This window comes from Streptomyces sp. NPDC034099 (genome assembly GCF_055575415.1).
Genome location: NZ_JBVISR010000005.1, coordinates 600130 through 617562 on the forward strand (window position 1 = coordinate 600130; position 17433 = coordinate 617562).

Below are 17433 nucleotides of genomic sequence, written 5' to 3' on the forward strand. Positions count from 1 at the left end.
CGACGACACCTCGTCGACCGTGCGAACGCACATGCCAACCTTTCGTCACCCATGGCTCGCTCATGCGATGCGACAGGAGACATGGCCCTAGCAGATGCGGAAGTATGATCGGCGCAATGGGGGGCACCGTTCACTCGGCCGCCGAGCCGTCGGCCCCTGCCCAGAACGCCGAGGGAGTGGCCCGTGATGACTCGTTCCGTGCGCAGGACCCACCACATCCGCCGTACCGCGCGGGTGGCGGGCGCGGGGGTCTCGGCGCTGCTGGCCCTGAGCGCCTGCTCGTCGTCGGACACGGGCTCGGACTCGGACTCCGCCGGTGCCCCGTCGTCCTCCTCCGCGAAGCTCTCCGGCCAGGTCACCGTCTTCGCCGCGGCCTCGCTCAAGGAGAGCTTCACGACGCTCGGCGAGACCTTCGAGAAGCGGCACCCGGGCACCGGGGTCACCTTCAACTTCGCCGGCAGTGACACCCTCGCCGCCAGCATCACCGGCGGCGCTCCGGCGGACGTGTTCGCCTCCGCCAGCCCGAAGACGATGGCCACCGTCACCGACGCCGGGGCGGCGGCCGGCACCCCCGCCACCTTCGTGCGCAACCAGCTGGAGATCGCCACGCTGCCCGGCAACCCCCAGCACATCTCCTCCCTCGATGACCTCACCGAGTCCGGTCTCAAGGTCGTGCTGTGCGACAAGACCGTGCCGTGCGGCGCCGCGGCCCGGCAGGCGCTGGACGCCGCCGGTCTCGAACTGGCCCCGGTCTCCTACGAACAGGACGTCAAGGCCGCCCTCACCAAGGTCGAGCTGAAGGAGGCGGACGCCGCCGTCGTCTACAAGACCGACGTGAAGGCGGCCGGCGGCAAGGTGACGGGCGTCGACTTCCCGGAGTCGGCGAAGGCGGTCAACGACTACCCGATCACCCTCCTCAAGGACGCCCCCAACGCCGACGCGGCCAAGGCGTTCATCGAGCTGGTGAAATCCGCCGAGGGACAGCGGGTGCTCACCGGGGCCGGGTTCCGCACGCCATGACCAAGTCCGCCGGAACGACGCCCGCACCCCCCGGCACCGGCCTCGTGGCCGGTGGGCCGCGCCGACCCCGCCGTCGGGGGCGCACGGTGCCGGTCCCCCTGCTGGTGCCCGCCCTGATCGGCCTGGCGTTCCTGCTGCTGCCCCTGCTCGCCCTGGTGGTGCGCGCCCCGTGGAGCGGCCTGCCGGAGCAGCTGTCCAGCCCCGAGGTGTGGCAGGCGCTGCGGCTGTCGCTGCTGTGCGCGACGTCCGCGACCGCGCTGAGCCTGCTCGTGGGCGTGCCCCTGGCCTGGCTGCTGGCCCGTACCGACTTCCCCGGCCGGGGGTTCGTCCGCGCGCTGGTGACGCTGCCGCTCGTGCTGCCGCCGGTGGTGGGTGGCGTCGCGCTCCTGCTGGCGTTCGGACGCAACGGCGTCATCGGGCAGTGGCTGGACGCCTGGTTCGGGATCACCCTGCCGTTCACGACGACGGGCGTCGTCCTCGCGGAGACGTTCGTGGCGATGCCGTTCCTGGTCATCAGCGTGGAGGGCACCCTGCGCGCCGCCGACCCGCGCTACGAGGAGGCCGCCACCACCCTGGGCGCCTCCCGCTTCACCGCGTTCCGCCGGGTGACGCTCCCGCTGATCGCGCCGGGCATCGCGGCGGGCGCCGTGCTGGCCTGGGCGCGGGCCCTGGGCGAGTTCGGGGCGACGATCACGTTCGCGGGCAACTTCCCGGGCCGGACGCAGACCATGCCGCTGGCCGTCTACCTCGCCCTGCAGAACGATCCCGCTGCGGCGATCGCCCTCAGCCTGGTCCTGCTGGCCGTCTCCATCGCCGTCCTGGCCGGTCTGCGGGACCGCTGGATGAGTGCGTCGTGACCGGCACCGGTGAACGGAAGGCCGCCATGGACTCGCCCGAGGTCCACCCGCCCGAGGAGGGCCTGGACGCCCGGCTCGTCGTGGACCGCGGCGCCTTCCGCCTGGACGTCGCGCTCACCGCCGCGCCCGGCGAGGTCGTGGCCCTCCTCGGACCCAACGGCGCGGGCAAGACCACCGCCCTGCGCGCGCTCGCCGGGCTGGTCCCGCTCACCGGCGGTCATCTGCGCCTGGACGGCGCGGAGCTGGACCGTACGCCGCCGGAGTCCCGTCCGGTCGGCGTCGTCTTCCAGGACTACCTGCTCTTCCCGCACCTGACCGCCCTCGACAACGTCGCCTTCGGACCGCGCTGCCGAGGCGCGAGCAAGGCGGAGGCCCGGACGAGGGCCGCCGCGTGGCTGGACCGGATGGGCCTGGCCGACCACGCGAGTGCCAGACCGCGCCGCCTCTCCGGGGGCCAGGCCCAGCGCGTCGCCCTGGCCCGCGCGCTGGCCACCCACCCGCGGCTGCTGCTCCTGGACGAGCCCCTCGCGGCCCTGGACGCCCGGACCCGGCTGGAGGTGCGGGCCCAGCTCCGCCGCCATCTCGCCGAGTTCGAGGCGGTCGCCGTACTGGTCACGCACGACCCGCTGGACGCCATGGTGCTGGCCGACCGGCTGGTCGTGGTCGAGGACGGCGCGGTCGTCCAGGAGGGCGGGCCCGCCGACATCGCCCGTCGGCCCCGCACGGACTACATCGCGCAGCTGGTCGGCCTGAACCTGTACCGGGGACGGGCCGACGGCCACACCGTGCGCCTCGACGCGGGCCCCGGCCTGACCACCACCGAGGACCTCGCGGGCCCGGTCTTCGTCGCGTTCCCGCCGAGCGCCGTGACCCTGTACGACGCACGCCCCACCGGCTCCAGCGCCCGCAACCTGTGGCGCTGCGAGGTCGCGGGACTGGAGAGTCACGGGGACCAGATCCGCGTGGACCTCACCGGCGAACTCGCGCTCGCCGCCGACCTCACCACGGTCGCCGCGGCCGAGCTGGGCCTCCACCCGGGCGCACCGGTGTGGGCGACGGTCAAGGCGACGCAGACCCACGCATACCCGGCATGACGGCCGCGCCGGGCTACGGTGCCCCCATGAGCCTGAGCATCCGCAACCAGCTCCCCGGCACCGTCACCGCCGTCACCCCGGGCGAGGCCATGGCGACGGTCGGCGTCCGTCTCTCCGGCGGCCAGGACCTCACCGCGGCGATCACCCGGGAGTCCGCCGAGGACCTCGCGCTCGCCCCCGGCACCGCCGTGCGGGCCCTGGTGAAGTCCACGGAGGTGGCGCTGGCCACCGGGCGCGTCGACGGCCTGTCCATCCGCAACCGGCTGCCGGGCACGGTCACCGCCCTCACCACCGGCGCCGCGATGGCCTCCGTGTCGGTCGCCGTCGAGGGGATCGAGCTGACCGCCGCCATCACCAGGCAGGCCGCCGACGAGCTGGAGCTGTCCGTCGGCGTTCCCGTCGTCGCGCTGGTCAAGGCGACGGAGGTGTCGCTCGCCACGGCATGAGACGCGGAGAGGCTCCGTCCGGGCCTGGGAGCCCGGACGGAGCCTCTCTCACTTCCGCGGCGGGACTCAGTCCTCGTAGGCGTCCAGCGGCGGGCAGGAGCAGACCAGGTTCCGGTCGCCGTAGGCCTGGTCGATGCGGCGCACCGGCGGCCAGTACTTGTCGGCGGCGGACACACCGGCCGGGAAGACGGCCTCCTCGCGCGTGTACGCGTGGTCCCACTCGCCGCCCAGCGCGCCCGCGGTGTGCGGGGCGCCGCGCAGCGGATTGTCGTCGGCGGACCAGACTCCGGAGCCGACCTTCTCGATCTCCGCGCGGATGGCGATCATCGCCTCGCAGAACCGGTCCAGTTCGGCCAGGTCCTCGGACTCGGTCGGCTCGATCATCAGCGTGCCGGCCACCGGGAAGGACATCGTCGGCGCGTGGAAGCCGTAGTCGATCAGCCGCTTGGCGACGTCGTCGACGCTCACGCCGGTCGCCTTGGTCAGCGGGCGCAGGTCGATGATGCACTCGTGCGCGACCAGCCCGCCCGGGCCCGTGTACAGCACGGGGAAGTGCGGCTCCAGGCGCTTGGCGATGTAGTTGGCGGACAGCACGGCCACCTGCGTGGCCCGCTTGAGGCCCTCGCCGCCCATCAGCCGGACGTACGACCAGGAGATCGGCAGGATCCCGGCCGAGCCCCACGGCGCCGCCGAGATCGGTCCGACCCCGGTCTGCGGACCGGCCGCGGGCTGCAGCGGGTGGTTGGGCAGGTACGGCGCCAGGTGCGACCGTACGGCCACGGGGCCGACGCCGGGACCGCCGCCGCCGTGCGGGATGCAGAAGGTCTTGTGCAGGTTCAGGTGGGAGACGTCGCCGCCGAAGTGGCCGGGCTTGGCGAGTCCGACCAGGGCGTTCAGGTTGGCGCCGTCCACGTAGACCTGGCCGCCCGCGTCGTGCACCTGCGCGCAGATGTCGGCGACGTGCTCCTCGAACACGCCGTGCGTGGAGGGGTACGTGATCATCAGCACGGCCAGCTCGTCGCGGTGCTTCTCGATCTTGGCGCGCAGGTCCTCGACGTCGATCTCGCCGTCCCCGGCGGTCTTGACGACGACGACCTTCATGCCGGCCATCACGGCGCTCGCGGCGTTGGTGCCGTGCGCGGAGGACGGGATGAGGCAGACGGTGCGCTGCTCGTCGCCGTTGGCCCGGTGGTAGCCGCGGACGGCGAGCAGACCGGCGAACTCGCCCTGCGACCCGGCGTTGGGCTGCAGCGAGACCTTGTCGTAGCCGGTGACCTCGGCGAGCCGCTCCTCCAGCTCGCGGATGAGGGTCAGGTAACCCTGCGCCTGCTCGGCGGGCGCGAAGGGGTGCAGCGCGCCGAACTCGGACCAGGTGACCGGCTCCATCTCGGTGGTCGCGTTGAGCTTCATGGTGCAGGAGCCCAGCGGGATCATGCCGCGGTCCAGCGCGTAGTCCCGGTCGGCGAGGCGGCGCAGGTAGCGCAGCATCGCGGTCTCGGAGCGGTGCTGGTGGAAGACGGGGTGGGTCAGGAAGTCGTCGGTGCGCAGCAGCGCCTCGGGCAGCGTGTCCCCGGCCTCCGCGTCCAACGCCTCGACGTCGCCCTCGACGCCGAACGCGTTCCACACGCCGCCCACCTGGGCACGCGTGGTGGTCTCGTCGCAGGCGAACGACACGTGGTCGGCGTCGACGAGCCGCAGGTTGATGCCGTTCTCGCGGGCGGCGTGGACGATCGCGTCGGCCCGGCCGGGCACCCGCGCGGTGACCGTGTCGAAGTAGGCGCCGTGCACGATCTCGACGCCCTCGGCGGCGAGACCGGCCGCGGTGATCGTGGCGTACCGGTGGGTGCGCCGGGCGATGGCCCGCAGGCCCTCGGGGCCGTGGTAGACGGCGTACATGCCGGCCATGACGGCGAGCAGCACCTGAGCGGTGCAGATGTTACTGGTGGCCTTCTCGCGGCGGATGTGCTGCTCGCGGGTCTGCAGGGCCAGGCGGTAGGCCTTGTTGCCGTCGGCGTCCACGGAGACGCCGACCAGGCGTCCGGGGAGGCTGCGGGCGAACTTCTCGTGCACGGCCATGTACCCGGCGTGCGGTCCGCCGAAGCCCATCGGGACGCCGAAGCGCTGGGTGGTGCCCACGGCGATGTCCGCGCCCAGCTCGCCGGGCGAGGTGAGCAGCGTGAGGGCGAGCAGGTCGGCGGCGACGGTGACGAGCGCGCCCAGCTCGTGCGCCCGGTCGATCACCGGCTTGATGTCGCGGACGGCCCCGGAGGCGCCCGGGTACTGGATCAGGACGCCGTTGATCTCCCGCTCGGCGATCTCGGCGGGGATGCCCTCGCTCAGGTCGGCGACGACGACCTCGACGCCGGTCGGCTCGGCACGGGTCCGTATCACGGCGACGGTCTGCGGCAGCGCGTCCGCGTCGACCAGGAACAGGCCCTTCTTGTTCTTGCCCATGCGCCGGGAGAGGGCCATCGCCTCGGCGGCCGCGGTGCCCTCGTCGAGCAGCGAGGCGCCGGAGGTGGGCAGGCCGGTCAGCTCGGCGACCATCGTCTGGAAGTTCAGCAGGGCTTCGAGGCGGCCCTGGGAGATCTCCGGCTGATACGGCGTGTACGCCGTGTACCAGGCCGGGTTCTCCATGACGTTGCGCAGGATGACCGGCGGGGTGAAGGTGCCGTAGTAGCCGAGGCCGATCATGGAGTCGAGGACCTGGTTGCGGTCGGCCAGGGAGCGCAGCTCGGCCAGCACCTCTGCCTCGGAGCGCGCGCCCGGCAGGTCCAGCCGGTCGGCGTTCTTGATCACATCCGGCACCGCGGCGGCCGTCAGTTCGTCGAGCGAACCGTAACCGACCTGCGCGAGCATCTTGGCCCTGGCCTCGTGGTCGGGGCCGATGTGGCGCTGCTCGAAGGGCATGGCCTGTTCGAGTTCGGAGAGCGGAGTGCGGTGGGCGGTCATTGCGGAGGCCTCCTGGTCTGACGACCTTCGAGGGGCACCACGGCGCGGGTGCCCGGACGGCCTCCCCCTCTGTCATCTCGACCTGAGAGCTTCACCGGGCGAGCCCTGGGGGCTCTCCCGGCTTTCACCGTCGGTGAGAGCGGAAGCCGTCGACACCCGCCCTGCTTTCCAGAGTGACCTCGTCCGTGCGGTACGTGAGCCTGAGAGATTCCGGGGAGGATTTGCTCCTTCGGCGCCTCCGGTGGTGTCCGGAGGACTCTCCCGCGCGGGGTCAGCAGCCGTTTGCCAGCGTACCAGCGAGGCCGCCGCACGGACTTCGAGTGGCCGACCCGCCACTTGTGCTCTTTTGTAGTACTTACGGATGATTAGGCGGCTGGTGTGTGCGACCCCAGTGCGGCCCAGTGGTGCGATCAAGTGGAGGGCCCCCGTGCGTACTGACATCGATCCGCGGAACCTGATCGGCCGCAAGGCGTTCGACCGCGACGGCACCAGGATCGGCACCGTGGACGAGGTCTACCTCGACGATGCCACCGGCGTCCCCGAGTGGGCGGCGATACGGACCGGTCTCTTCAGCAGGGACGCCTTCGTCCCCCTGGAACCCAGCGAGCTGGTCGACGGCGCCCTGCGCGTGCCCTTCGACCGGGCGCTGATCAAGGAGGCCCCCGACTTCGGTGTCGGCCGCCACCTCTCGCCCGAGCAGGAACTCCAGCTCTACCACCACTACGGCTTGGACGTGGCGGCCGCTCCCCCGCCGCCCGACCACGACTTCGGCAAGCTGGCCGGCAAGGGCAAGGGCCCCGACGAGGGCTGACCCGCCCCGCCCTCCGCGTCGGCGACCAGCGGCAGCGGATCCGCGGGGATCAGCTCCGGGTCGTCCACCGGGAAGGTCCGCACCCGCCCGACCTCCGAGTACGGCGTCTCGAAGCGCACGGTGACCCGTCCGAGACCGCTGCCCTGCACCCAGCCGTGCCCCAGCTCCGTGTGCCGCACGTCGTGCCCCGCCGGCCACCGGCGCTCGGTGGGCGAGGGTCTGTGCTCCGCGGCGGGCCCGGTCTGCGGCTCCTCGGCCGGTTCCTCGGCCCGCTCCCCCGCGGCCTGGGCGAACAGGTCCTCCTGCGTGTAGTCGGCGAGCCCGCTGACGCCCACCCCGAGCAGCCGCACACCGCCCGTGGTGTCCACCGAGTCCAGCAGTCTGGCCGCCGCCTCGCGCACCACCGCGGGGTCGTCGGTGGGCCCGCGCAGGGTCTCGGAGCGGGTCAGCGTGGAGAAGTCGTATCTGCGGACCTTGAGCACGATGGTGCGCCCGGACAGACCGGAGGCGCGCAGCCGCCGCACGCAGCGGTCCGCCAGCCGCGCCACCTCGACGCCGACCCGCACCCGGTCGTGGATGTCCACGTCGTAGGTGTCCTCGACCGACACCGACTTGGTCTCCCGCTCGGCCACCACCGGCCGCTCGTCCCGCGCCAGCGCCATGGCGTACAAGGCGTGGCCGTGCGCCTTGCCCAGCAGCCGCACCAGCTCGTCCTCGCCCGCCTCGGCGATCTCGCCGACCGTGGTGATCCCGGCCCGCCGCAGGTGGTCTCCCGTCGCCGGTCCCACCCCGGGCAGCGTCCGCACGGTCATCGGCTCCAGCATGGCCCGCTCCGTCCCCGGCGGGATGAGCACCAGCCCGTCGGGCTTGGCCTCCTCCGAGGCGATCTTGGCGAGCATCTTGGAGGCGGCGAGCCCCACGGACCCGGTGAGGCCGGTGACGGTGCGGATGTCCGTCCGCAGCTTCACCCCGGCCAGGCGCGCCGACTCCGCGTCCCAGGCCGTCCCTCCGGCCTCCAGGTCCACGAAGGCCTCGTCCAGGCTCAGCGGCTCCACCAGCGGCGACAGCTCCCGCAGCAGCCGCATCACCTGCTCGCTGATCGACCGGTAGAGCTCGAAGCGCGGAACGAGGTAGGCGGCGTGCGGCGCGAGCCGGCGGGCCTGGCCCATCGGCATCGCGGAGTGCACGCCGAACACCCGCGCCTCGTACGAGCAGGTGGCGACCACACCGCGCGGTCCGAGGCCGCCCACCACCACGGCCTTCCCACGCAGGCTCGGCTTGGACGCCTGCTCCACCGAGGCGAAGAAGGCATCCATGTCGAGATGCAGGATCGTGGGCGCGGTTCTCACATCTCCGATGCTGCCCTACGCCACTGACAATCCCGTCATCACCGGCAGGAGGACGCCCCGGCGCTGTGCGGTTCAGACCGCCCGGTTGTTCCGCCGCCGGGCCAGCTCGTCGGCCGGATTGTGCCCGACCAGGGTCTCGCCCGTGTCGATCCGCTCCCCGTGCAGCTGGGACAGCGCGCTCTCCACGTCCCGCCACACCACGCCGACGGCGATCCCGAAGACGCCCTGACCGCCCTGGAGCAGGGCGTGCACCTCGTCGGGAGACGTGCACTCGTAGACGGTGGCACCGTCGCTCATCAGCGTCATGCGCTCCAGGTCGCGGAAGCCGCGCTCCCTGAGGTGCTGGACGGTGGTGCGGATGTTCTGCAGGGACACACCGGTGTCGAGGAAGCGCTTGACGATCTTCAGCACGACCACGTCGCGGAAGCTGTACAGGCGCTGCGTTCCGGACCCGTGCGCGGGCCGCACGCTGGGCTCGACGAGGCCGGTGCGGGCCCAGTAGTCGAGTTGCCGGTAGGTGATGCCGGCGGCCGCGCAGGCCGTCGGGCCGCGATAGCCGATCTGCTCGGACGCCATGGACGTCGCCCCTCCGCTGGTCGGCACGGCTGCCGGTCGCTGCGGACCGGGATCGGCCGCGCCACCGTGCTGGGCGTGGCCCGCGCTCGCGCGCAACCGGGAACCCGGGGGCGGGTACGGACCGCCTGCCCCGAGGCTGTGCCCGGGGCCACCCCCAACCGTACCGTCGCCGCTGATTCTCACGCCGACCTCCGTCCTTGACCTGCCTCCTCGAAGGTAGGCAGTCACCAAGGGTGCGTCAACGATCGCCACACTCGGCACGCCGAGTGATAATCACCCTACGAGTGGTTTCCCGTGCCCTGTTGCGGGAAAGGCTAGCCGGATGTGCGCGGACGGGCCGCGTCTCACTGGTTGCTGGTCCCGAAGTCCTCGGGCGAGATCTGGTCGAGGAACTCGCGGAACTTCTCCACCTCGTCCTCCTGCTCGTCCGGAATGGCGATACCGGCGTCGTCGAGGACCGTGTCACTGCCGTAGATCGGCGTACCGGTGCGCAGGGCCAGCGCTATGGCGTCGGACGGCCTGGCACTGACCTCGACCCCGCTCGCGAAGACCAGCTCGGCGTAGAAGACCCCGTCGCGCAGGTCGGTGATGCGCACTTCCGTGAGCTCCTGGCCGACGGCTTCCAGCACGTCCTTGAACAGGTCGTGGGTCAGCGGCCGCGCGGGAGCCATGCCTTGCTGGGCGAAGGCGATCGCCGTCGCCTCCCCCGGTCCGATCCAGATGGGAAGGTAACGGTCGCCGCCCACCTCGCGCAGCAGCACGATCGGCTGGTTGGAGGGCATCTCGACCCGGACACCTACGACATCGAGCTCGTTCACACAGCAACCCTAGGCCGTGCCCGGGACGTTTGGGTAGTCGGGCCGGGATCGGGTGGGCGATCCGGGTCCCGATCGGGCGGGTGATCCGGAACCGCGGGCCCGCTCGTCTCAGGGCAGCCGCACGCCCAGGGCGGTCTGTACCAGGGCGGCGTGCAGCCGCACCGCCAGCCCGGCCAGCTCCTTGGTGCGGGCTTCCGCGTGCGCCCTGGTCTGCGGGTTGCGGTGCCGCTTCAGCGGGGCCACCACCTGGTCCACCAGCCCGGCCTCCCGGTCGGCGGCGGCCTTCATCACCCGCAGGTGCCGCGGCTCGATCCCGAACCGCCCCAGCTGCACCACCAGGGACGCCACCGTGACCGCCTCGGCGTCGTACGCCCCGTCGGGCAGCGGGGCGAGGAGTCCGTAGGACTCCCACTCCTTCAGCTCCTGGTCGCCGATCCCGGCCGTGGCGAGCAGCTCGTCCCGCCCGATCCGGGCCACCGTGGGGCTCTCGACGGGTTCCGGTACGGCCTCGCCGTCCCGCTGCCGGCCGACCCGTGGCAGTGCGACGGCCTCGCCGCGCTCCACGGCGTCCAGGTGCTCGCGGATCACCTTGAGCGGCAGATAGTGGTCCCGCTGCATGCGCAGCACCCGGCCGAGGCGCTCGACGTCGTGCGCGCTGAACTTGCGATACCCGGCCGGGGTCCGCCGCGGCTCGACGAGGCCCTCCGACTCCAGGAAACGGATCTTCGAGATGGTGATGTCGGGGAACTCGTCACGCAGCGCGTTCAGCACTGCGCCGATACTCATCAGCCCACTGTCCGTGGCGGCGGCGCCTTGCCCGGCACCGCCGCTCGGTGTTTGAAACATGGACCTTCCCTGGAGGTTCCCCGGGCGGGCGGCCCGGGGGCGGGTCAGTAACCCCGCTGGCTCGCGTAGAACACCAGCCGGTACTTGCCGATCTGCACCTCGTCACCGTTCGACAGGGCGACCTGGTCGATGCGCTCCCGGTTGACGTACGTGCCGTTCAGGCTGCCGACGTCGGCGACCGTGAACGAACCGTCCGGGCTGCGGCGGAACTCCACGTGCCGGCGCGAGACCGTCACGTCGTCCAGGAAGATGTCGCTCTGCGGATGACGACCGGCGGTGGTCAGCTCGCCGTCCAGCAGGAAGCGGCTGCCCGAGTTCGGACCGCGGCGCACGACCAGGAGCGCGGAGCCCAGCGGCAGCGCGTCCACGGCCGCCTGCGCCTCGGGGGAGAGCGCCGGGATCGCCGTCTGGCCGGTGACCTCGGAGTCGTAGGCCTCCAGACCGGAGATGGAGATCGTGGAGGTCGTCTCGGACGCGCGCTCCGGGACCGCGCCGGCCCGCAGCGGAGCGCCGCAGTTGGAGCAGAAGCGGCTGTTCTCCGCGTTGCGGTTGCCGCACCTCGTACACACCAGGGCCGACATGGACGGATCCTCCTGCCGCGGCTGCCCCGCCGGGGCGTTCGACGCGTACGGGTCGGGGTTGAACCCTCCACCCGTACCCGGGGCCGAGGGCTGGCCGAAACCTATGCCGCCGGACTGAGCAGGGTCAACAGACGGCGCGCCCGGACCACCCACCTGGTCCCGGTACATCGGGCGTCGGCCCTCCGCGTCGGGCTGTGCGCGATGGCGGGCGGTCGCGTTGTCGCCGCCGCCCTCTCGCGCGCTCTTGCCGAACAACTTCGCAAACAACTTCACGGGCGATTCCCCTTGACCGAAACAGACCCGCCCGTGGGGCAGGACGAACCCTTACTGAACGCACTGGCCGACCCGGACACCTTCACAACGTCCGTCTCCACCAGACAGTTTCCACCACGCACCACCCAATCGGTGCGCCGACCCCCCGCAACCTCATGCCCTCGCCGGACGTCCCCCATGCACCGTCGGTTCACTGGGAGGACGACCGAGCGTAGTCAGGCCGCTCCGCCGCTCGCAAGGCGTCCACGACGATCTTGCTCGACCGCTCAACAGTAACGGTGGCCTGTTCCTTCTCCAGAGTCTGCACCACTCCTCCAGGAATGTTGAGAGCCGGTTCGAGGTCCTGCGGCTTGCCGATGACCTGGAAACGATAGGGCGCGTTGATCTTGTTCCCGTCGACGCTGACGGACTTGTCGGCGTCCGCGAAGTACGTGCCGGCGACGACCCGTACGCCGTTCACCTGGATCGCCTCCGCACCCGCCGCGCGCAGCTCCTGGATGGCGTCGAGCAGCATGTCCGCCTCGACCGTCCCCTTCGTGTCCTCGATGGTCACCGTGATGCCGGGCCCCTGCGCGGCCACGGTGCCCGCGAGAATGCCCAGCTGCCGCTCCTTCTCGAGCGTCTGCTTGCGGGCCTCCTCCGCCTGGTCGGAGCTGTTCTCCAGCTCGTCGCGCTGCTTCTCGAGACCCTGTTTCTCGTCTTCAAGACGCTGAGTTCGGTCGTCCAGTTCATCCAGGATGCGGACCAGATCCTCCTGGCGGGCGCCACGCAGCGCGCTGTCGCTGTCACTGTTGGACGCCACCTGGACCGCGAGGCCGAATCCGAGCCCGAACAGGAGCAGGGCGACGATGAGTTGCGCCCGCGTCAGGCGCGGCGGCCACAGCCCCTTCAGGAGCCGCTGCCGACCGGACATTCCATTCCTCTCCGGCCGCGCATCCTCCGGGGTGCCGTCCGCCGGGCCGTCCTCCGAGGCGGACCGCGAAGGCGGCGCTTCGTCGGGCAGCTCCTTGCGCAGCCGGTGCGCGTGGTGCTCCTGGTGGTCGCTCATCGGCCTCACGCCCGGAAGACGTGGCGTCGGATCGCCGCGGCGTTGGAGAAGATACGGATGCCGAGGACCACCACGACACCGGTGGACAGCTGGGCGCCGACGCCCAGCTTGTCGCCCAGGAACACGATCAGCGCGGCCACGACCACGTTGGACAGGAACGACACCACGAAGACCTTGTCGTCGAAGATGCCGTCGAGCATGGCCCGCAGACCACCGAAGACCGCGTCCAGCGCCGCCACGACGGCGATCGGCAGATACGGCTCCACGGCCGCCGGCACCTCGGGCCGGACCAGCAATCCGGCCACGACTCCCACGACGAGGCCCAGTACGGCGATCACGATGTGCCCTTCTCGGTTATCGGCTGTGCTGTACGTACGATCACACTCGGTGCGGCCGGCAGCTTGAGGTCGTCCGCGACGGAGATGGCGGTCCGGATGCCGTAGCTCTCCTCCAGGGCATGCAGGTACAGCCCGTCCGCGCTGTCCTGGAAGCCCCTGCTCAGCCGTGCGCCGTCCCCCACCGCGAGCACCGTGTACGGCGGCACCAGCGGCCTGTTGTCGACCAGTATCGCGTCACCGGCGGCCCTGATCGCCGACAGTGCCGTCAGACGCTGACCGTTGATGGAGATCGCCTCGGCGCCGGACTCCCACAGACCGTTGACCACGCGCTGCATGTCCCGGTCCCGCACCCGTCCCGTGTCGGAGAACCCGGAGGTGCCGCGCGGCTGCCCGTCGGCGCCCGTGCCGCCGACGTCCTTGGCGTCGTTCACCACGAGCTTCACACCGGGGCCGTGCACTTCGACCGCGCCCGACAGGATGCCCACCAGGTCGGTGCTGTCGCCGTCGCCGCTCTTCTCCAGCGCCTCGCGCCGGCGCGTGTTCACGTCGTCGCGCAGTTCGTCGACGCTCTTCTCCAGCTTGTCGGCCGCCGAGGTCTCCCCCTCTATGCGGTCGACCAGCTCTTCACGCTCCTTCGCGACGACGGGAGCGGCGACCCGCGCCTGGGCCGCGCCCACCGTCACGACCAGGGCCGCGAGGACGAGACCGGCCGCCAGGCCCAGCTTGGCGCGCACCGTCTTGGGCATGCCGCCGCTGCCGTCGGCCTTCTTCCGCGCGGCGGCCTCGGCGTAGCCGTCGTCGAGGCTGTGGTCCATGACGTTGGTGAGCAGCGACATGGACGCGTCCGGGCGCGCGGGCCGCGTGGATGTGCTCCGAACGGGGGGTGGCTGCGGCATGCCGCACATCGTCGCACGCCACCGCCACTACCTCCGAACGGCCCCACCGGCGTGCCGGACAGGCCCCCTTGGGGACACTTGTCCGGCACGCACGCGTGCGGCGCGTTCTCAGCGGCCCGCGCTGTCCACCACCGCGGCCCACTCGTCCAGCAGCGCCTGCGCGGAGGCGTCGTCGGGGCCCTCGGCCCACAGGTGGGTGACCGCTTCCGCCGGGTCGGGCAGCACCATCACCCAGCGCCCGTCGGTCTCGACCACCCGCACCCCGTCCGTGGTGTCCACGAACCGGTCTCCGGCCGCCTCTACGACCCGTCGCATCACCAGGCCCTTGACGGCCCACGGGGTGGCCAGATCCCGCTTGAGGACATGGGCCCGCGGGATCCGCGCGTCGATCTGGCTCAGCGTGAGCTGCGTACGGGCGACCAGCCCGATCAGCCGCACGAAGGCCGCCGTGCCGTCGTAGACGCTGCTGAACTCGGGGACGATGAAGCCGCCCTTGCCGTCGCCGCCGAAGATCGCGCCCTCCTCACCGCCGACCCTGGTCAGGTCGTCCGGAGAGGTGGTCGTCCACTCGACCTGTGTGCCGTGGTACGCGGCGACCTGCTCGGCGATCCTGGTGGTCGTCACCGGGAGCGCGACCCGGCCGCTGCGCCGCTCGGCCGCGATCAGGTCGAGCATCACCAGCAGCGCCCGGTCGTCCTCGATGATGCGGCCCTTCTCGTCGACGAGCGACAGCCGCTCGCCGACCGGGTCGAACCGCACACCGAACGCGGCCCGCGAGGACGCCACGATCTCCCCGAGGCGCACCAGACCGGACCGCCGCATGTCGGCCGACTCGGTGGGCCTGGCCTCGTCGAGACCGGGGTTGATGGTCAGCGAGTCGACGCCCAGCTTCCCGAGCAGGCTGGGTAGCACCAGTCCCGCGCTGCCGTTGGAGGCGTCGACGACCACCTTGAGTCCGGACTCCGCGATGCCGGTGATGTCGACGTTGCGCAGCAGGGACCCGGTGTACGAGTCGAACACGCTGGACGGGAAGTGCAGGTCCCCGATCTCTCCGGGGAACGCCCTCCGGTACTCCTGCCGCGCGAACACCCGGTCCAGCTTCCGCTGGCTGCCCTGCGACAGGTCGGCACCCTGTCCGTCGAAGAACATGATGTCGACGGAGTCCGGCACTCCCAGGGTGGTCCGGATCATGATCCCGCCGGCACTGCCCCGCGCGGTCTGCTGCCGTGCCACGGGCAGCGGTACGTTCTCCAGGTCGCGTACGTCGATGGCGCTGGCCTGCAGCGCGGAGATCACCGCCCGCTTCAGCGCACGGGCACCACGGGAGTGGTCGCGGGCCGTGGTGACGGTGGACCCCTTCTTCAGGGTCGTCGCGTAGGCGCCGGCCAGGCGCACGGCGAGCTCGGGCGTGATCTCCACGTTCAGGATGCCGGAGACTCCGCGGGCGCCGAACAGATGCGCCTGTCCTCGGGACTCCCAGATGACCGAGGTGTTGACGAAGGCACCGGCCTCGATGGTCTTGAACGGGTAGACCCGCACGTTCCCCTGGATGATCGATTCTTCACCGACCAGGCATTCGTCACCGATGACCGCGCCGTCCTCGATCCGCGCGGCACGCATGATGTCGGTGTTCTTGCCGACCACACAGCCCCGCAGATTGCTGTGCGGCCCGACGTACACGTTGTCGGCCACCACGGCCTTGTGCAGGAAGGCGCCGCTCTTGACGACGACGTTGGATCCGATGACGGTGTGCTCGCGGATCTCGGCGCCGGCCTCGACCTTGGCGTAGTCGCCCACGTACAGGGGCCCCCGCAGCACCGCGTCAGGATGCACTTCCGCGCCTTCGGCCACCCAGACCCCGGGCGAGATCTCGAAGCCGTCGATGTCGACGTCGACCTTTCGCTCCAGGACGTCGGCCTGGGCCTTCACGTAGCTCTCGTGGGTGCCGACGTCCTCCCAGTAGCCCTCGGCGACATAGCCGTAGATGGGCTTGCCTTCCTTCATCAGCTGCGGAAAGACGTCGCCGGACCAGTCCACGGGCACATCGGGGTCGACGTAGTCGAAGACCTCGGGCTCCATGACGTAGATCCCGGTGTTCACGGTGTCCGAGAAGACCTGGCCCCACGTCGGCTTCTCCAGGAAGCGTTCGACCTTGCCCTCTTCGTCGACGATGGTGATGCCGAATTCCAGCGGGTTGGGCACGCGCGTCAGACACACCGTGACGAGCGAGCCCTTTTCCTTGTGGAAATTGATCAGGTCGGTGAGGTCGAAGTCGGTCAGGGCATCGCCGGAAATGACGAGGAAGGCATCGTCCTTCAGCGCTTCCTCGGCGTTCTTGACGCTTCCGGCGGTACCGAGTGGCTTCTCCTCGTTGGCATAGGTGAGCTCCATACCGAGCTCTTCGCCGTCACCGAAATAGTTCTTGACCAGCGAGGCCAGGAACTGGACGGTCACGACGGTCTCATTGAGCCCATGCCTTTTGAGCAGCCGAAGAACGTGCTCCATGATCGGCCGGTTGACCACCGGCAGGAGCGGCTTGGGCATGCTCGAGGTCATGGGACGAAGGCGTGTGCCTTCGCCTCCAGCCATCACGACGGCCTTCATGTCGGAAGCGTCCTCCTCTGAGAGTCGACGGTTTAGCCGACTTCACCTGTCCAGGGTCCCGCACTTTTCCAGCGGGGGCCATCCGGCCACCGGGACCGCAGAATCAGCGAGTTCAATCGGCTGCGACGTCCGCACGTACCAGACGGCGGACCTGCACCACATAGAGAACACCTGCCCACCAGTACAGGGTTGTACCCCATCCGGCGAACGCCCATCCGAAAACTGCGGCGAGTGACGCGATCCATCCGCTTCCGTCACTCAGCAGAAGCAGGGGGAAGGCGTACATGAGGTTGAACGTGGCGGCCTTGCCCAGGAAGTTCACCTGCGGCGGCGGATAGCCGTGGCGCCGGAGGACGCCCACCATGACCAGCAGCATCGCTTCCCTGGCAAGCAGTACAAGCGTCAACCAGAGCGGGAGAATCTCGCGCCAGGTGAGACCCACCAGTGTCGAGAGGATATAGAGCCGGTCGGCCGCCGGGTCCAGCAGCCGGCCGAGGCTGCTGATCTGGTTCCAACGCCGCGCGAGCTTTCCGTCCAGGTAGTCGCTGACCCCGCTCAGGGCCAGCACCAACAGCGCCCAGCCGTCGCTCTGCGGTCCGCCGAACTCGGGCCGCAGAATGAGCCACAGGAACAGGGGCACGCCGAGCAGGCGCGCCATGCTCAGGATGTTCGGGATGGTGAGGACCCGGTCGGTCTGCACGCGGGTCTCCTGGACCTCCACGCGGGGGCCTCCTGGGGAAACGAGCCAATGATGCCCACTGACCTTACCTCAACGCAAAAAAGCTCTGACTCTCGGGCTGCGTGCCCAAGAGCCAGAGCTCTAAAAGGAGTTCGGCGGCGTCCTACTCTCCCACAGGGTCCCCCCTGCAGTACCATCGGCGCTGTAAGGCTTAGCTTCCGGGTTCGAAATGTAACCGGGCGTTT

At 70.8% G+C, this 17433-nt stretch carries 16 protein-coding genes, 1 rRNA gene and 1 riboswitch; of the genes, 5 read left to right on the forward strand and 12 right to left on the reverse strand.

Annotation, left to right across the window (positions count from 1 at the left end):
- Positions 1 to 186 precede the first annotated feature (186 nt).
- From modA to ACZ56V_RS18675, 4 genes are read left to right on the forward strand one after another with little or no spacing between them, the layout of a single operon-like run.
- Positions 187 to 1020: a molybdate ABC transporter substrate-binding protein gene (gene modA, locus ACZ56V_RS18660; protein ID WP_398912147.1), complete on the forward strand. Its 834-nt coding sequence runs from the start codon at positions 187 to 189 to the stop codon at positions 1018 to 1020.
- Positions 1017 to 1877, forward strand: a complete 861-nt coding sequence (gene modB, locus ACZ56V_RS18665) for a molybdate ABC transporter permease subunit (RefSeq protein WP_398912126.1) — start codon at positions 1017 to 1019, stop codon at positions 1875 to 1877. Before modA ends, modB begins: the two co-directional genes overlap by 4 nt.
- Before the next feature lie 26 nt (positions 1878 to 1903).
- On the forward strand, positions 1904 to 2971 hold the full coding sequence (locus tag ACZ56V_RS18670) for an ABC transporter ATP-binding protein (RefSeq protein ID WP_398912148.1): 1068 nt from the start codon (positions 1904 to 1906) through the stop codon (positions 2969 to 2971).
- Between the two features lie 26 nt (positions 2972 to 2997).
- On the forward strand, positions 2998 to 3417 hold the full coding sequence (locus ACZ56V_RS18675; protein WP_356372040.1) for a TOBE domain-containing protein: 420 nt from the start codon (positions 2998 to 3000) through the stop codon (positions 3415 to 3417).
- Positions 3418 to 3483: 66 nt separating this feature from the next.
- On the opposite strand, the gene gcvP is transcribed toward ACZ56V_RS18675, so the two are convergent.
- Positions 3484 to 6369, reverse strand: a complete 2886-nt coding sequence (gene gcvP, locus ACZ56V_RS18680) for an aminomethyl-transferring glycine dehydrogenase (protein WP_468943464.1) — start codon at positions 6367 to 6369, stop codon at positions 3484 to 3486.
- Between the two features lie 178 nt (positions 6370 to 6547).
- A riboswitch (glycine riboswitch) is annotated at positions 6548 to 6643 on the reverse strand.
- Between the two features lie 153 nt (positions 6644 to 6796).
- On the opposite strand from gcvP, the gene ACZ56V_RS18685 reads away from it, so the two are divergent.
- Positions 6797 to 7180, forward strand: coding sequence for a PRC-barrel domain-containing protein (locus ACZ56V_RS18685; protein ID WP_174855013.1), 384 nt, complete (start codon positions 6797 to 6799; stop codon positions 7178 to 7180).
- Here ACZ56V_RS18685 and ACZ56V_RS18690 read toward each other — a convergent pair.
- From ACZ56V_RS18690 to rrf, 11 genes are all read right to left on the reverse strand, one after another.
- Entirely contained in the window at positions 7090 to 8529 is a 1440-nt protein-coding gene (locus tag ACZ56V_RS18690; protein ID WP_468943468.1) for a DNA polymerase IV, read from the reverse strand. The two genes, ACZ56V_RS18685 and ACZ56V_RS18690, sit on opposite strands and share 91 nt — an antisense overlap.
- 72 nt (positions 8530 to 8601) lie before the next feature.
- Positions 8602 to 9288, reverse strand: coding sequence for a MerR family transcriptional regulator (locus ACZ56V_RS18695; RefSeq protein ID WP_356372043.1), 687 nt, complete (start codon positions 9286 to 9288; stop codon positions 8602 to 8604).
- 161 nt (positions 9289 to 9449) lie between these two features.
- Positions 9450 to 9923 carry a bifunctional nuclease family protein gene (locus ACZ56V_RS18700; RefSeq protein ID WP_030189411.1) on the reverse strand — a complete coding sequence of 158 codons (474 nt, stop codon included), beginning with the start codon at positions 9921 to 9923 and terminating at the stop codon, positions 9450 to 9452.
- Positions 9924 to 10031: 108 nt separating this feature from the next.
- On the reverse strand, positions 10032 to 10769 hold the full coding sequence (gene ftsR / locus ACZ56V_RS18705; RefSeq protein WP_398912130.1) for a transcriptional regulator FtsR: 738 nt from the start codon (positions 10767 to 10769) through the stop codon (positions 10032 to 10034).
- A 44-nt stretch (positions 10770 to 10813) separates the two neighbouring features.
- Entirely contained in the window at positions 10814 to 11665 is an 852-nt protein-coding gene (locus tag ACZ56V_RS18710; RefSeq protein WP_356372049.1) for an FHA domain-containing protein, read from the reverse strand.
- 148 nt (positions 11666 to 11813) lie between these two features.
- Positions 11814 to 12671, reverse strand: a complete 858-nt coding sequence (locus ACZ56V_RS18715; protein WP_398912131.1) for a DUF881 domain-containing protein — start codon at positions 12669 to 12671, stop codon at positions 11814 to 11816.
- Between the two features lie 5 nt (positions 12672 to 12676).
- On the reverse strand, positions 12677 to 13009 hold the full coding sequence (locus tag ACZ56V_RS18720; protein WP_003977440.1) for a small basic family protein: 333 nt from the start codon (positions 13007 to 13009) through the stop codon (positions 12677 to 12679).
- Positions 13006 to 13845, reverse strand: a complete 840-nt coding sequence (locus tag ACZ56V_RS18725; protein ID WP_398912132.1) for a DUF881 domain-containing protein — start codon at positions 13843 to 13845, stop codon at positions 13006 to 13008. Before ACZ56V_RS18725 ends, ACZ56V_RS18720 begins: the two co-directional genes overlap by 4 nt.
- A gap of 168 nt (positions 13846 to 14013) precedes the next feature.
- Positions 14014 to 16509: a mannose-1-phosphate guanyltransferase gene (locus ACZ56V_RS18730; RefSeq protein WP_052838780.1), complete on the reverse strand. Its 2496-nt coding sequence runs from the start codon at positions 16507 to 16509 to the stop codon at positions 14014 to 14016.
- A gap of 112 nt (positions 16510 to 16621) precedes the next feature.
- Positions 16622 to 17230: a CDP-alcohol phosphatidyltransferase family protein gene (locus ACZ56V_RS18735; RefSeq protein ID WP_398912133.1), complete on the reverse strand. Its 609-nt coding sequence runs from the start codon at positions 17228 to 17230 to the stop codon at positions 16622 to 16624.
- Between the two features lie 108 nt (positions 17231 to 17338).
- A 5S ribosomal RNA gene (gene rrf / locus ACZ56V_RS18740) occupies positions 17339 to 17433 on the reverse strand; the annotation flags it as partial.

Coding starts and splice junctions, on each gene's coding strand:
- modA (WP_398912147.1), top strand. CDS start 187: ATGACTCGTTCCGTGCGCAGGACCCACCACATCCGCCGTACCGCGCGG.
- ACZ56V_RS18675 (WP_356372040.1), top strand. CDS start 2,998: ATGAGCCTGAGCATCCGCAACCAGCTCCCCGGCACCGTCACCGCCGTC.
- gcvP (WP_468943464.1), bottom strand. CDS start 6,369: ATGACCGCCCACCGCACTCCGCTCTCCGAACTCGAACAGGCCATGCCC.
- ACZ56V_RS18730 (WP_052838780.1), bottom strand. CDS start 16,509: ATGAAGGCCGTCGTGATGGCTGGAGGCGAAGGCACACGCCTTCGTCCC.
- ftsR (WP_398912130.1), bottom strand. CDS start 10,769: ATGTTTCAAACACCGAGCGGCGGTGCCGGGCAAGGCGCCGCCGCCACG.
- ACZ56V_RS18725 (WP_398912132.1), bottom strand. CDS start 13,845: ATGTCGCTGCTCACCAACGTCATGGACCACAGCCTCGACGACGGCTAC.
- modB (WP_398912126.1), top strand. CDS start 1,017: ATGACCAAGTCCGCCGGAACGACGCCCGCACCCCCCGGCACCGGCCTC.
- ACZ56V_RS18670 (WP_398912148.1), top strand. CDS start 1,904: ATGGACTCGCCCGAGGTCCACCCGCCCGAGGAGGGCCTGGACGCCCGG.
- ACZ56V_RS18715 (WP_398912131.1), bottom strand. CDS start 12,671: ATGAGCGACCACCAGGAGCACCACGCGCACCGGCTGCGCAAGGAGCTG.